This window comes from Bradyrhizobium sp. 149, from assembly GCF_023073915.1.
In the GTDB taxonomy this organism is placed as follows: Bacteria; Pseudomonadota; Alphaproteobacteria; order Rhizobiales; family Xanthobacteraceae; genus Bradyrhizobium.
In genome coordinates this window covers 992,164-1,006,899 of record NZ_JADPKK010000022.1, presented here as the reverse complement: position 1 = coordinate 1,006,899, position 14,736 = coordinate 992,164, and the positions used below count along the sequence as shown (strand labels likewise).

Sequence of the window (14,736 nt, the reverse complement as noted above, 5' to 3'; positions counted from 1 at the left end):
TGATCCGGAAAAGTGTGAAGCGGTTTTCCGATAAGATCATGCTCAAACCATAACGCGTGCCTTAGCGCACGTTGGCGAGGCGCATGTCGAGATAGGCCGTGATGGTTTCCATCAGCGGCTCGAGCTTGGCGTCGAAGAAATGATTGGCGCCGGGGATGACCTGCTGGTCGATCACGATGCCCTTCTGCGTCTTCAGCTTCTCGACCAGGGTGTTGACGTCCTTGGGCGGCACCACCGCGTCCTTCTCGCCATGCACGATCAGGCCCGAGGACGGGCAGGGCGCGAGGAACGAGAAGTCGTAGAGGTTGGCGGGCGGCGCGATCGAGATGAAGCCCTCGACCTCGGGGCGGCGCATCAGCAGCTGCATGCCGATCCAGGCGCCGAACGAGAAGCCGGCGACCCAGCAGGCGCGCGCTTCCGGATTGATGGTCTGCGCCCAGTCGAGCGCCGCGGCGGCATCCGACAATTCGCCGGTGCCGTGGTCGAACGAACCCTGGCTGCGGCCGACGCCGCGGAAATTGAACCGCAGCACCGAGAAGCCGCGATGCGCGAACGCGTAGTAGCACTGGTAGATGATCTGATGATTCATCGTGCCGTGGAACTGCGGATGCGGATGCAGGACCATCGCGATCGGCGCGTTCTTCTGCTTGGCCGGATGATAGCGGCCTTCGAGACGGCCAGCGGGGCCGGTGAAAATAACTTCAGGCATGCATGATCTCTTGATTGATCCCTTGAAGACGGTCCTCAGCAATCAACCGATTGCGTGGACTTCGTCGGCTGCTGCGCCGACCAAGCCGCGAAGGGAAGGGTGGAGCGGCGCCCTCGGATGATGCGCGAGCGGCGCGCGGTGAACTGACGCGCGCGTTCTAACATGAGGCGAGGGTCAAAAAGCAAGCATCTTGAACATCGCCCAATGAGCTCAAGATGTTAGCGTGTCATGGCCGCGTCATCGCGCGATGGGGATCCGGAATCGAGATTGCCAAGTGCTCCAGCGGGGCCCATGTCGGGTACCGGCGCAGCCGAAGCAGCCACCAGTAGGTAATATAATACTTTATGCCGATGCGTGTTTATCTCGACTGGAATGCGACCACGCCGCTCCGCGCCGAGGCGCGAAGCGCAATGCTCAGAGCCTATGAGCTGATCGGCAATCCGTCCTCGATCCATGCCGAGGGGCGCGAGGCGCGACGGCTTGTCGAGGACGCACGGGCGACGCTTGCGACGTCCGTCGGCGCGCTGCCGCGGAACGTCGTCTTCACCTCCTCCGGAACCGAGGCCAATGCGCTGGCGCTGTCGCCGGGCCTGCGGGGGCCGTCTGGCAGGCCTGTCGAGCGGCTTCTGGTCTCGGCCATCGAGCATGCTTCGGTGCTGGCAGGCGGCCGGTTCCCGGCGGACAAGATCGGCCAGATCCGGGTCACGCGCTCCGGCGTGATCGATCTCGACCATGTCAAGGCGCTGCTCAGCGACGGCCCGCCGGCGCTGGTCTCCATCATGGCGGCCAACAATGAGACGGGCGCGCTGCAGCCGGTCGCCGAGGCTGCGGGAATCGTTCACGGGGCCGGTGGCCTCCTGCACGTCGATGCAGTCCAGGCGCTCGGAAAGATCCCGTTTGAAATCAAGACTATGGGCGCAGACCTTGCGACCTTTTCTGCGCACAAGATCGGCGGCCCCAAGGGAATCGGCGCGCTGGTCGTGGCCGAGGGCGTGGCCGGACTTGAGCCGGTGCTGCGGGGCGGCGGGCAGGAGCTGAACCGGCGGGCGGGAACCGAGAATGTCGCCGGGATTGCCGGTTTCGGGGCAGCGGTGCGGGTCGCCGTACAGGCTTTGACCGAGGATGCGGAGCGTATGGCAACTCTCAGAGATCACTTGGAAAATGGCATTCGCGCCGTTGCCGGCGCCATGGTCTTCTCAGACGACGTCAAGCGTTTGCCCAATACCGTTCTTTTCACGGCTCCCGGCTTTAAGGCCGAGACCGCGGTGATCGGCTTCGACCTTGAGGGAGTCGCTGTGTCCTCAGGCTCCGCCTGTTCCTCAGGAAAAGTGCAGCCGTCCCACGTATTGTCGGCGATGGGGTATGATCCCACCGTCGCCCAAGGAGCGGTGCGCCTCAGTCTGGGCTGGTCCACGGAGCCGGATGACATCAATAGGGCGTTAGAGGCTTGGCGAAAGCTCGGTAATACCCTACTTAAGGGATAAGCGATGAAACACGGCTTGAACGGTTCTAAGCGCGTGCGTCTCGCCCCGAAACATCGTAATAGTCGTCCGAATTTGATGATCCACCGCGGTCCTTGAAACCGCGAGCGGAGGATAGAATGCCAGCCGTGCAAGAGACGGTCGAGCGCGTGAAGCGCATCGACGTCGATCAGTATCGTTATGGGTTTGAGACCCTGATCGAGTCCGACAAGGCCCCAAAGGGGCTGTCGGAAGAGACCGTCAAGTTCATTTCCGAGAAGAAGAACGAACCCGCCTGGATGCTCCAGTGGCGGCTTGAGGCCTATCGGCGCTGGCTGACCATGACCGAGCCGACCTGGGCGCGTGTCGACTATCCCAAGATCGACTTCCAGGACCTCTACTACTATTCGGCTCCGAAGCCGAAGAAGACGATCACCTCGCTCGACGAGATCGATCCGGAGATCCTCAAGACCTACGAGAAGCTCGGCATCCCCTTGCGCGAAGTCGCCATGCTCGAAGGCGTCGAGCCCAAGCCCGGCGAGGAAGATCCGGCCAGGCGCAAGATCGCGGTCGACGCGGTGTTCGATTCGGTCTCGGTTGCGACCACGTTCAAGGCGGAGCTGAAGAAGGCCGGCGTGATCTTCATGCCGATCTCGGAGGCGATCCGCGAGCATCCCGAGCTGGTGCAGAAGTATCTCGGCTCCGTGGTGCCGACGTCGGACAATTTCTATGCGACGCTGAACTCGGCGGTGTTCTCGGACGGCTCGTTCGTCTACGTGCCGCCGGGCGTGCGCTGCCCGATGGAACTGTCCACGTACTTCCGCATCAACGAGCGCAACACAGGCCAGTTCGAGCGTACGCTGATCATCGCGGACAAGGGCTCCTACGTCTCCTATCTCGAGGGTTGCACCGCGCCGCAGCGCGACGAGAACCAGCTGCACGCCGCCGTGGTCGAGCTCGTCACGCACGACGATGCCGAGATCAAATATTCGACGGTGCAGAACTGGTATCCCGGCAATTCGGAAGGCAAGGGCGGCATCTACAATTTCGTCACCAAGCGTGGCGACTGCCGTGGCAACAATTCCAAGATCTCCTGGACCCAGGTCGAGACGGGTTCGGCGATCACCTGGAAGTATCCGAGCTGCATTCTCCGCGGCGACAATTCCCGTGGTGAATTCTATTCGATCGCGATCTCGAACGGCTATCAGCAGGTCGATAGCGGCACCAAGATGATCCATCTCGGCAAGAACACGTCGAGCCGCATCATCTCCAAGGGCATCGCGGCGGGCAGATCGCAGAACACCTATCGCGGTCTCGTGACCGCGCATCGCAAGGCGACCGGCGCGCGCAACTTCACCGCCTGCGATTCCCTGTTGATCGGCGACAAATGCGGCGCGCATACCGTGCCCTACATCGAAGCCAAGAACTCGTCGGCGACGTTCGAGCACGAGGCCACCACGTCGAAGATCTCCGAGGACGTGCTGTTCTACTGCATCCAGCGCGGCCTTACGCAGGAAGAAGCTGTCGGCCTCGTCGTCAACGGCTTCGTCAAGGACGTGCTGCAGCAGCTGCCGATGGAATTCGCGGTGGAAGCGCAGAAGCTGATTTCGATTTCGCTCGAAGGATCGGTCGGCTAGCGCCGACCCTCGCGGCGCGCATCGCGCGCCCCATGCATCATTTGAATAAACTGGACACCAAGATGGCTTTGCTCGAAGTGAAAGACCTGAAGGTTCGTGTCGAGGAGCGTGAGATCCTCCACGGGCTGACGCTGACCGTGAACGAAGGCGAGATCCACGCCATCATGGGGCCGAACGGCTCCGGCAAGTCGACGCTGTCCCACGTCATCGCCGGCAAGCCGGGCTACGAGGTCACCGACGGCCAGATCCTGTTTAGGGGCGAGGACCTGCTCGAGATGGCCCCCAACGAGCGCGCCGCCAAGGGCGTGTTCCTGGCGTTCCAGTATCCGGTCGAGATTCCCGGCGTCTCCACTATGAATTTCCTGCGCACCGCGCTGAATGCGCAGCGCAAGGCGCGCGGCGAGAGCGAATATTCGACGCCTGACTTTTTGAAGAAGGTTCGCGAGGTCTCGAAGTCGCTGAACATCCCGCAGGACATGCTCAAGCGCGGCGTCAATGTCGGCTTCTCCGGCGGCGAGAAGAAGCGCAACGAGGTGCTGCAGATGGCGCTGTTCGAGCCGAGCCTGTGCATCCTCGACGAGATGGATTCCGGCCTCGACATCGATGCGCTGCGCATCGCGGCCGACGGCGTCAACGCGCTGCATTCGCCTAAGCGCGCGATGGTCGTCATCACCCACTATCAGCGGCTGCTCAACTACATCGTGCCCGACATCGTGCACGTGATGTCGAAGGGCCGTGTCGTGAAGAGCGGCGGCAAGGAACTGGCGCTGGAGCTGGAAGCGTCCGGCTACGCCCAGTTCGAGGACGCTGCGTAAGGAATTTTGCGATGAACGTTGCTGTGGCAAAGACCGGAAACGGCCGCGCGGTGAGCGATCTGTTCGCCAGCGCCGAAGGCCGCCTGCCGGGTTCGCCTTCTGTGATCGCGGCGCGCCGCGAGGCGTTCGAGACTTATGAGCGTCTCGGCCTGCCGCACCGCCGGATCGAAGAATGGAAATACACCGATCTGCGTGCGCTGGTCGGCGAGGTGCTGCCGCTCGCGGCTGCGCCCGATGCTGCCGCGTTGAAGCGCGCCGCGGACGCGGTGAAAGCGCATGCGATCGCCGGCGCCCGCAAGCTGGTGCTGGTCGACGGTGTGTTCGCCGCCGATCTCTCCGACGTCAAGGCGCTCGCCTCCGAGGCGGGATTCAGGACCCTGCGGGAGACGCTGGAGAAGGATGCCGGGCTGCTGAAGACCGCGGCCACCGATGCGGTGATCGCGCTGAACGCGGCGATGGCGACCGACGGTGTCGTGCTTGATATCGCCGACGGCGCGCAGCTGTCCGCACCGATCCAGATCATCCACATCGCGACTGCTGCTTCCGCGTCGGCTTTCACCCGCTCGCAGGTCGCTATCGGGAAGGGCGCGCGTGCCACCATCATCGAGAGCTTTGTCGCGGCCGGTGCCAGTGCCTACCAGGTCAATGATGCCGTCATCCTCTCGGTCGGCGACGAGGCCGACGTCGCGCATATCCGCCTGATGGACGATTCACCGGATGCGGTGAACATCACCTCGCAATTCGTCACGGTCGGCGCGAACACAAAGCTCAATTTCTTCAACATGACCACCGGTGCTGCGGTCAGCCGCCTCCAGGGCTTCATCACGCTGGCGGGCGAGGGCAGCGAACTCTCGGTCAACGGTGTCAACCTGTTGCAGAAGACCGAGCATGGCGACACCACGCTGGTGGTCGACCACGCCGTGCCGAACTGCGTCAGCCGCGAGGTTTTCCGCGCCGTGATCGACGACCGCGCCCATTCGGTGTTCCAGGGCCGCATCATCGTCCGTCCGGATGCGCAGAAGACCGACGGCAAGATGATGATTCGCGCGCTGCTGCTCTCGGACGAAGCCGAAGCCGACAACAAGCCCGAGCTCGAGATCTTCGCCGACGACGTTTCCTGCGGTCACGGCGCCACCGCCGGCGCGCTCGACGACAGTCTGTTGTTCTATCTGAAGGCGCGCGGCCTGCCGGAGAAGCAGGCCCAGGCGCTGCTGATCCAGGCTTTCGTCGGCGAGGCGATCGAGCAGATCGCCGATGATGATCTGCGCGAGCATGTGATCGGCATTGCCGAGCGCTGGCTGGAGCGGCGCCAATGAGCACGCATCCGGCAGTCAAGAACGGCTCTTACGACGTCGCGCGCGTGCGCCAGGATTTTCCGGCGCTCGCCATGCAGATCTACGGCAAGCCGCTGGTCTATCTCGACAACGCCGCCTCGGCGCAAAAGCCGAGCGTCGTGCTCGACCGCATGACGCAGGCCTACACCTCCGAATACGCCAACGTGCATCGCGGCCTGCACTACCTCGCCAATGCCGCGACCGAAGCCTATGAGGGCGGCCGCATCAAGGTGGCGCAGTTCATCAACGCGCCGAGACCTGAGGAAGTGATCTTCACCCGCAATGCGACCGAGGCGATCAATTTGGTCGCCTCGTCCTGGGGCGCGCCGAACATAAAAGAAGGCGACGAGATCGTCATCTCGATCATGGAGCACCACTCCAACATCGTGCCCTGGCATTTCCTCAGGGAACGCCATGGCGCGGTGATCAAATGGGCGCCGGTCGACGACGAGGGCAATTTCCTCATCGATGAGTTCGAAAAGCTGCTGACACCGAAGACCAGGCTGGTCGCGATCACGCAGATGTCGAACGCGCTCGGCACCATCGTCCCGGTCAAGGAGGTCGTGAAGATCGCTCACGCCCGCGGCATCCCCGTGCTGGTCGACGGCAGCCAGGGCGCCGTGCATCTGCCGATCGACGTCCAGGACATCGGCTGCGACTTCTACGTCTTCACCGGCCACAAGGTCTACGGTCCGACCGGCATCGGCGTGCTCTGGGCCAAGTACGACCACCTCGTCGCGATGCGTCCGTTCAACGGCGGCGGCGAGATGATCCGCGAGGTCTCGCGCGACGTCGTCACCTATGGCGATCCCCCGCACAAGTTCGAGGCGGGCACGCCGGCGATCGTGGAGGCCGTCGGACTTGGCGCCGCCATCGATTACGTCAATTCCATTGGCAAGGAGCGTATCGCCGCGCACGAGCACGATCTCGTCACCTACGCCCAGGACAAGCTGCGCGAGATCAACTCGCTGCGGCTGATCGGAACGGCGCGGGGCAAGGGCCCGGTGATCTCGTTCGAGCTCAAGGGCGCGCACGCCCATGACGTCGCCACCGTAATCGACCGCCAGGGCATCGCCGTGCGCGCCGGCACCCATTGCGTGATGCCGCTTTTAGAGCGGTTCAACGTCACAGCCACATGCCGGGCGTCGTTCGGCATGTATAATACGCGGGAAGAAGTCGATCATCTGGCACAGGCGCTGTTGAAGGCGCGGGATTTGTTCGCATGAGTGACACGGCCGAAATCAAAGCCAATCCGATGGAGACCCGGTCGGCGCTGCCGCCCGAGGAGACCGAGCGTTTGACCACCGAGATCATCGCCGGGCTCAAGACCGTGTTCGATCCGGAAATCCCGGCCGATATCTACGAACTCGGGCTGATCTACAAGGTCGAGATCAAGGACGATCGCTCGGTCGACGTCCAGATGACGCTGACGACGCCGAACTGTCCGGCCGCCGGCGAGCTGCCGACCATGGTCGAGAACGCGGTCGCCAGCGTCCCCGGCGTCGGCGTGGTCGACGTCAAGGTGGTCTGGGAGCCGGCCTGGACTCCGGAACGCATGAGCGACGAGGCCCGCCTCGTGCTCAATATGTGGTGACGCGTAATCTTGGCTTTTGATCCTTGGCATTGAATTTGCGCCGCAACGGACCACATCATTGACATGACACAGATATCGTCGGGCTCGACACCAGCATCCACTCCGAAGCCGCGGCGGCCCCGCCCGCAGGTGATGCGGCTGACGGACGCCGCTGCCCAGCGCATCAGCGAGCTGACCCAGCGCGCCGATTCCGAGATCGTGGGTCTGCGCGTCGGCGTCAAGAACGGCGGCTGTGCCGGACAGTCCTACACCGTCGAATACGCCCATGATGTCCGCCCGACCGACGAGGTCGTCGAGGACAAGGGCGTCAAGATCCTGGTCGATCCGAAGGCCGTGCTGTTCCTGCTCGGCACCGAGATGGACTACAAGGCCGACAAGATGCAGGCCCAGTTCGTCTTCAACAACCCCAACCAGATTTCCGCCTGCGGCTGCGGCGAGTCGGTCGAGCTCCGCCCGGCGCAAATCGACGGGTAGTCTTTCCCGTCATTGCGAGGAGCTCGCGACAAAATTGCAGAGCAATTTTGCGCTGATGCGACGAAGCAATCCAGACTGTCTCTGCGGAAACAGTCTGGATTGCTTCGCTTCGCTCGCAATGACGGCGGTGGTATGAAGGCTGGCCTGCTTGCTCCGGGAAGCCCATGGACCGCGAATTCCTGATCGACCTGTTCGCCGATTTCGGCCCCGTCGCCATCCGGAAAATGTTTTCCGGCTACGGCATCTCCGCCGACGGCATCAACTTCGCGCTGGCCTTGCGCGCCGGCCTGTTTTTCCGCGCCGACGAGACGACCATCCCGGACTATGAGGCGGAAGGCTCAAAGCCGTTCCAATACTCGACCCGTGCCAAGACCGTACTGGTGAACTCCTACTGGGAGCTGCCGGCCCGCCTGTTCGACGATTCCGAGGAGTTTGCGCAATGGGCGAGGGCGGCTCTCGCCGCCGCCCAGCGCGCCAAGGTGAAGAAGCGGCCGAAGGGGAAGAAGGCGACGAAGAAAGCGGCGAGCAAGCCGGCGAAGAAGGCCGCCAAGCCTACGAAAGTGCCGAAGAAGGCCAGCAAAAAGAGCCCGGTTGGGAAGCGCGCCAGGCGACCAAGTTAAGCTCAGTCCACGGCCTTTGTCAGGCCAACCCTCATGTCTTTGGCGATGTAAACGCAGGTGCCGTCAGCCAGCACGCGGCCGTCGGCAAATCCCAGGATCAGCCTGCCGCGCCTCACCTGGCGCATGACGACCTCGTAGCGCACGCATCGCGTGTCCGGTGTGATGGAGCCCGTGAACGCCACCTCGCCGACGCCGATGGCGCGGCCCTTGCCCGGTGAGCCCGACCATCCCAGCCAATAGCCGATCATCTGCCACATGGCATCCAGCCCCAGAGACGCTGGCATCATGGCATCGCCGCGAAAGTGGCAATCGAAGAACCAATGGCCGGGCGCGATATCCAGTTCGCCGACGATGTGGCCCTTGCCAAACTCGCCGCCGTTCAGGCTGATCTCCGTGATGCGGTCCATCATCAACATCGGCGGTGCCGGCAGTTGCGCGTTGCCAGGGCCGAAATAGCCGCCTTCGCTCGATCTCAGCAGCTCGTTCCTGGTGTAGGACGGTTGCGGCGTGTGAAAATCATGCGGGTTGGCCAAGACGACAAGTCCTCCGGATGCCTCGCAGTCGGACGCCTCAAGACGGCGAGGGAGATGTCGTTCGTCAGGTCAGAATGTCAAGCGCGGGTGGTGCGCAGCTTCGGCGTCACGCCACCCGGTTGTGCGTCTCGACCGCGAATTCCGGATCGGCCTCGCAGATGACGCGGTTGCGGCCGTTGCGTTTGGCGGCGTAGAGGCAGGCATCCGCCCGTTCGATCAGCGCGTCGGTATCGTCGCCCTGCTTGAGCATGGAGACGCCGACGGAGATGGTGACGCGGCCGAGGATTTCGCCGGTGGACTTCTTCTTCAATTCCTTCGCCATCACCGCGCGGCGGATGTGATCGGCCACGGTGAGGGCCTGGCGCAGCGCGGTGTTGGGCAGCACGACCGCAAATTCCTCGCCGCCATAGCGCGCGGTGATGTCCTGGCCCTTGATGGTCTGCTTCAGGGACAGGCCGACCAGCCGCAGCACCTGGTCGCCGGTGAGATGGCCGTAGGAATCGTTGAACGACTTGAAATGATCGATGTCGACCAGCAGCAGCGACAGCGGCTCGCCGGAGGCGAGCGCGCTTTGCACGGCCGTGCCGATCATGCGATCGAAATATTTGCGGTTGCCGAGCCCCGTCAGCGGATCGGTCAGGCTCTCGGCGCGGACCGCCTCCAGGCTCTGCTGGAGGTTGTTGATCTCGCTCCTCGACAGCGTCAGCCGGTCTTCCAGCGCCTTGTTGGTCTCGCGCATCTCGCTGGTCGAACGCAGCAGCGTCTCGACGATCGGCTTGATCTGCTCGCGGCTCTCGGCCGCTGACAGCTTTTCGGTCGCGCCCGAGAGGCTGGCATCGTAGCTGCCGGTCATCCCGAGCGCGTCGCCGAGAACCCTCATGACGTCGTCGATCTCGCCGATGACGCGCGCGCCGACCTTGTCGATGCGGTCAGTGGTCTTGATGTGGGAGAGGTAGGTCTCGTAGATCTGATCGAGATCGGCTTCGGTCAGCTTGCCGCTCCGCGCCAGCGTCTCGTTGATGATCTTGTTGAGCGAGGCGTTGTAGCCGGTGGCGTAGATGTACCAGATCTCGTAATTGCGTGGAATTGCCGTCTGCCGTAGCGATCGGATCTGACCGAGCGCTACCTCAGCGAACGCCATCGTGCGTTCGTGTTCGTCGAGCACCTTGACCACGGAACATACCCCACAGCGATCGGCGCGCCGTCGACCGCAGCAATTCTTAAATTATGTTCGTAGGCTAACGGACGATCGTGAACGCCCCGTAAATATACGTCCTCGAATGCATCCATAAATTGCGCGCAGGCTTTATCTCAACCGAAACCGGCCCGCATCGCGCTTTAGGCGCCGGCGGGGGAGCGAACCGGCCGCAGCAGAAATGCCGGCAGGTGCGAGTGATCGCCCGGCTCGCTGTCGGCCTCGCGTTGGCGGCGCGGCTCGGGGCGGCCGATCGACGGCACATGCGACGGATTGGCCTGCTGGCGCGCACCCTCTCGCGGCTCGGATGATGGCTTGGCTTCACGCGGAGGCCTTGCTTCACGCGGAGGTCTTCCTTCACGCTGAGGTCTTGCCTCGCGTGCGGGCCTTGCTTCGGAAACGGGCCTTGCTTCTGAAGCGGACCTTGCCTCGGGAGCGGACCTTGCTTCGGCTGAAGGCTGTGCCTCGGCACGCGGTTCGTGGCTGCGCTCACGATCACGACCGCGCTGCGGCTTGCCGCGTCCGCCGCGTGAACGTTCACGGCCGCGCTGCTCGCGAGGACGCTCGCTCGCATCGGAAGCATCGGTGCGGATCTCGAAATCGCCTTCGGCGCGGGGAATGGTCTGGCCGATCAGCTTCTCGATCGCCACCATCGACTTCTGGTCGAGCGGCGTGACGAGCGAGATTGCCATGCCGGACCGGCCTGCGCGACCGGTGCGGCCGACACGGTGGACATAGTCGTCGGCATGGTGAGGGACGTCGAAATTGAAGACGTGGCTGACCTCGGGGATGTCGAGGCCGCGGGCGGCGACGTCGGATGCGACCAGCAGGGGTAGCTCGCCCTTGCGGAACTGTTCGAGCGCCGCCGTGCGAGCCGACTGGTCCATGTCGCCGTGCAGCGCGCCGACGCTGAAGCCGTGCTTTTGCAGCGATTTGTGAACGACGGCGACCTCGCGCTTGCGATTGCAGAAGATGATCGCGTTCTGGAGATCCTTGGCTTCGCGCAGCAGCCGCCGAAGCAGCTCGCGTTTCTCATGCGCCTCGCGCCCGGCCGGGACCTGACACTGGGTAACGGTGACCGCGGTGGTGGCGGGCTTCGATACCTCGATCTTCTGCGGATTGTGCAGGAAGGTTTCGGTGATGCGCCGGATCTCCGGCGGCATAGTCGCGGTGAAGAACAGGGTCTGCCGCGTGAACGGAACGAGCTTGCAGACGCGCTCGATGTCGGGAATGAAGCCCATGTCCAGCATGCGGTCGGCTTCGTCAATGACGAGCAGCTCGACGCCGGTGAGCAGCAGGCCGCCGCGCTCGGTGTGGTCGAGCAGGCGGCCGGGAGTGGCGATCAGCACGTCGACGCCGCGCGTCAGCTTGGCATCCTGGTCGCCGAAGGAAACGCCGCCGATCAGGAGGGCGACGTTGAGTTTCTGGCCTGCACCGTAGCGGTCGAAGTTTTCCTTCACCTGCGCCGCGAGTTCGCGGGTCGGCTCAAGGATCAGGGTGCGCGGCATCCGCGCCCGGGCGCGACCCTTTTCGAGGATGGTGAGCATCGGCAGCACGAAGGCCGCGGTCTTGCCGGTGCCGGTCTGGGCGATGCCGAGCACGTCCTTGCGAGCAAGGACGTGAGGGATCGCCTGTTCCTGAATGGGGGTGGGGGTGGTGTAACCGGTGGCCGCCACTGCGGCGAGGACTTTTTCGGATAGTCCGAGATTGCTAAAAGACATTGAGCCTCTGGTCGAAACCGCCGTTCGGAATCGAGGGTAATAAGGCTGTCGCGTTCCACCCCGAAACGGCGCGCTCTCAAAGAAGCTGGGGGTGCTGACTCACGCGAACAAAGCGCCAGGCTCAGGAATCGCTTGTCGATCTGAGCCGCGTCGCCTCGGAACATAGGCGGGAATCGGCCAAAGTCAATGGAGCACGCGCGGGAAGACCCTAAAAAACCTGAGGTTTTCGCCCAAATAGCGGGCGCCGTTGCGGTTTTCTGTCCAATCCAGCGATCGGCCGGAGCTGCCGAAACGTCGGCTAACGCCCCCTCCGGCTGGGCGCCGAAGTCGCTGGGGCCATCCTCTAGGCAGCCTTGAAGAAAGCGTGGCCGGGTCTTGCAGCTGGCGCGCGATCAGACGTCGTGCCAGCGAGAGCGGGCGGGCGTGCTGCCCTCGACACTGTAGTGCGAGGCTCTTCGGCTCGACCGGGCCGGCAAGCTGGTGCAACGAAAATTCGAAGACATCAGCGGGGCGTTCGCCCTCGACGTCGGCGCTGACGCGGAACGGCCCTTGGCGTGTACTTCGCACTAAGCGGTCGCGTGGCTCGACATCCTCGGTGCGTCAGCGATTCACGGCCTCAGGGCCGTTGAACCCGCGATATGGCTGGACCGACTATCACATCAACGGCGGAGTTCCCATAAACCGTTGTTCGAGGGAATCGGCGTGGGCCGTTCTTGAGGGATTTTTTCGATGACGTGTCGGCTTTTCAGAATTCTGGCGGCGCTTGGCCTCGCGGCCGGCCTAAGCGGTTTCGCGCTTCCCGCCTATGCCGAGAAGCGCGTTGCGCTCGTCGTCGGCAACAACGACTACAGGAACGTTCCGAAGCTGTTCAAGGCGGTCAACGACGCCCGCACCATGGGCGATACGCTGAAGCAGCTCGGCTTCTCGGTGATGGTTGCCGAGAACCAGAGCCGGCAGCAATTTTCCGAGACGCTGCTCGCGTTCGATCGGACGATCGAGCCCGGCGACACCGCGTTCTTCTTCTATGCCGGCCACGGCTTCGAAATCGCCGGCCAGAACTATCTGCTGCCGACGGACGTGCCGGCGGCGACGGAAGGGCAGGAAGAGCTGGTGCGTGACGCCTCCATCCTGGCCGATCGCATCGTGGAGCGCCTCCAGAACAAGAAAGCGCGAACCTCGATCCTGGTGTTCGACGCCTGCCGCAACAACCCGTTCGAGCGCAAGGGCACCCGCGCCGTCTCCGGTGGTGGTGGGCTTGCCCCGATGGTGCAGCTGCCCGAAGGCGTGTTCTCGGTATTCTCCGCAGGCCCGCGCCAGACCGCGCTCGACCGCCTCTCCAACGACGACGCCAATCCCAATTCGGTGTTCACGCGCACTTTCGCCAAGGAGCTGCTCCAGCCCGGCGAAAACCTGGTGCAGGTGGCGCAGCGTACGCGCCGTCTCGTCAGCGAGATGGCAGACACGGTCAAGCACAGGCAGGTGCCGGTCTATTTCGATCAGATGGTCGACGACGTCTTCCTCAGCGGCATCGCCAAGGACGCGGCCGCCGCCGCGCGTCCCGCCGATCCGCCGGCGCAGAAGCTCGCGGCGCTGCCGCCGGTGTCGGTGCCGCGCGTGCCGAAGGAGGAGACCACCAACGCGCCGATTGCGAGCTTCTCGCGCCACAATGGCGGGTGGAGCGTGGTGTTCTCCTTCGCCGATCCGACGCTCGGCATTTCCTGGCGCATGGCCGGCAATACCGATTTCCGCGAAACCGGCTTCATCGACACGCTCGACCCGCGCACGCGCAAGCGGCTGCCGAACCCGTCGATCGAATTGCCGCCGGACGCGCAGGCCGGCACCATCGAGGTCCGCTATGTCGACCAGTCCGGCGACATGCAGGGGCCGTTCCCGATCAGGTTCGATCCCGAGGCCGCGCTGATCCGCGACCAGCGCAAAATCCTCGACATGACCGCGACGAGCTGGCTGTCGTTCCGCGAGTTCAACGGGCTGCTGGTCTACTACACGCACCTCGTGTCCTACCGCTGCGCCATCCGCGAGGTGCGCATCGGCATCGACACCGCCGTTCCGAACCAGGTGTTGAAGATGCCGAGTTGCGACATGCGTGATCCCAGTGCGATCAGCGCCGGCATGCCGCTTTCCATGAAGCTCGCGCCGGCAACGCAGTTCATCTCGGTGGAGCTGACCTATCGCGACGGCAGCGTGTCGGAGATCAAGAGCTTCCGCAGCGCGAACCGCAGCAACAACTGATGACGGCGCCGGAGGCGTCGTACGCGCTTCCGCTACCCGCGGCGCTTCTTGATGTAGCGCTTGAAGGACTCGACGGCCTCGATCAAGGGCGGAGCCAGCGAGAAGAACGCGCCCATCGCGATCGAGATGATGACGTGGCGCAGCAGGAGCTTCTCCTGCTCCTCGAACGGGTAGCCGTTCTGGTCGATCGGCACGGGCGCGAGCGCGCCCGTCTGCGGATTCGACTTCCGCGGCTTGCGCGGCGGGATCATGATCACGACGAAAAGCACGTTGATCAGGATCCAGACGCCGAGCACGATAAGGACAGTTCGCACTGCAATTCCCTGAAACAATCGTAATGTGCTGCGACGCTAACGGCCATTCGCCATTGCGGCAAATGAATCCTGATTGCTGC

The 14,736-nt window shown here is 63.6% G+C and carries 14 protein-coding genes; 9 read left to right on the top strand and 5 right to left on the bottom strand.

The window, feature by feature from the left end; translation table 11 throughout:
- Positions 1 to 61 precede the first annotated feature (61 nt).
- Positions 62 to 709 carry an alpha/beta hydrolase gene (locus IVA88_RS22470; protein ID WP_007591562.1) on the bottom strand — a complete coding sequence of 216 codons (648 nt, stop codon included), beginning with the start codon at positions 707 to 709 and terminating at the stop codon, positions 62 to 64.
- 344 nt (positions 710 to 1,053) lie between these two features.
- On the opposite strand from IVA88_RS22470, the gene IVA88_RS22465 reads away from it, so the two are divergent.
- The 8 genes from IVA88_RS22465 to IVA88_RS22430 all read left to right on the top strand — a co-directional run bounded on the left by IVA88_RS22465 (position 1,054) and on the right by IVA88_RS22430 (position 8,643).
- Complete coding sequence (locus IVA88_RS22465) at positions 1,054 to 2,193, top strand: cysteine desulfurase family protein (RefSeq protein WP_247499344.1); 1,140 nt, start codon at positions 1,054 to 1,056, stop codon at positions 2,191 to 2,193.
- Between the two features lie 116 nt (positions 2,194 to 2,309).
- Positions 2,310 to 3,806: a Fe-S cluster assembly protein SufB gene (sufB, locus tag IVA88_RS22460; protein WP_247499343.1), complete on the top strand. Its 1,497-nt coding sequence runs from the start codon at positions 2,310 to 2,312 to the stop codon at positions 3,804 to 3,806.
- Between the two features lie 62 nt (positions 3,807 to 3,868).
- Positions 3,869 to 4,621, top strand: coding sequence for a Fe-S cluster assembly ATPase SufC (sufC, locus tag IVA88_RS22455; RefSeq protein WP_247499342.1), 753 nt, complete (start codon positions 3,869 to 3,871; stop codon positions 4,619 to 4,621).
- An 11-nt stretch (positions 4,622 to 4,632) separates the two neighbouring features.
- Entirely contained in the window at positions 4,633 to 5,937 is a 1,305-nt protein-coding gene (gene sufD / locus IVA88_RS22450; RefSeq protein ID WP_247499341.1) for a Fe-S cluster assembly protein SufD, read from the top strand.
- Entirely contained in the window at positions 5,934 to 7,181 is a 1,248-nt protein-coding gene (locus IVA88_RS22445) for a cysteine desulfurase (protein ID WP_247499340.1), read from the top strand. Before sufD ends, IVA88_RS22445 begins: the two co-directional genes overlap by 4 nt.
- Positions 7,178 to 7,549, top strand: a complete 372-nt coding sequence (locus IVA88_RS22440; protein ID WP_007609827.1) for an SUF system Fe-S cluster assembly protein — start codon at positions 7,178 to 7,180, stop codon at positions 7,547 to 7,549. The genes IVA88_RS22445 and IVA88_RS22440 overlap by 4 nt, the downstream gene beginning before the upstream one ends.
- A 63-nt stretch (positions 7,550 to 7,612) precedes the next feature.
- Positions 7,613 to 8,023, top strand: a complete 411-nt coding sequence (locus IVA88_RS22435; RefSeq protein ID WP_007609828.1) for an iron-sulfur cluster assembly accessory protein — start codon at positions 7,613 to 7,615, stop codon at positions 8,021 to 8,023.
- Positions 8,024 to 8,187: 164 nt separating this feature from the next.
- Positions 8,188 to 8,643: a TfoX/Sxy family protein gene (locus IVA88_RS22430; RefSeq protein ID WP_247499339.1), complete on the top strand. Its 456-nt coding sequence runs from the start codon at positions 8,188 to 8,190 to the stop codon at positions 8,641 to 8,643.
- A gap of 2 nt (positions 8,644 to 8,645) precedes the next feature.
- Here IVA88_RS22430 and fabA read toward each other — a convergent pair whose 3' ends face one another.
- The 3 genes from fabA to IVA88_RS22415 form a co-directional block, all read right to left on the bottom strand.
- Positions 8,646 to 9,176: a bifunctional 3-hydroxydecanoyl-ACP dehydratase/trans-2-decenoyl-ACP isomerase gene (gene fabA, locus IVA88_RS22425; RefSeq protein ID WP_247499338.1), complete on the bottom strand. Its 531-nt coding sequence runs from the start codon at positions 9,174 to 9,176 to the stop codon at positions 8,646 to 8,648.
- A gap of 106 nt (positions 9,177 to 9,282) precedes the next feature.
- Positions 9,283 to 10,350, bottom strand: coding sequence for a GGDEF domain-containing protein (locus tag IVA88_RS22420; protein ID WP_247499337.1), 1,068 nt, complete (start codon positions 10,348 to 10,350; stop codon positions 9,283 to 9,285).
- Positions 10,351 to 10,514: 164 nt separating this feature from the next.
- Positions 10,515 to 12,092, bottom strand: a complete 1,578-nt coding sequence (locus tag IVA88_RS22415; protein WP_247499336.1) for a DEAD/DEAH box helicase — start codon at positions 12,090 to 12,092, stop codon at positions 10,515 to 10,517.
- 729 nt (positions 12,093 to 12,821) lie between these two features.
- Between IVA88_RS22415 and IVA88_RS22410 the strand changes: the two genes are divergently transcribed.
- Entirely contained in the window at positions 12,822 to 14,342 is a 1,521-nt protein-coding gene (locus IVA88_RS22410; protein ID WP_247499335.1) for a caspase family protein, read from the top strand.
- 32 nt (positions 14,343 to 14,374) lie between these two features.
- On the opposite strand, the gene IVA88_RS22405 is transcribed toward IVA88_RS22410, so the two are convergent.
- Positions 14,375 to 14,656, bottom strand: a complete 282-nt coding sequence (locus IVA88_RS22405) for a hypothetical protein (protein ID WP_247499334.1) — start codon at positions 14,654 to 14,656, stop codon at positions 14,375 to 14,377.
- Positions 14,657 to 14,736: the final 80 nt, after the last annotated feature.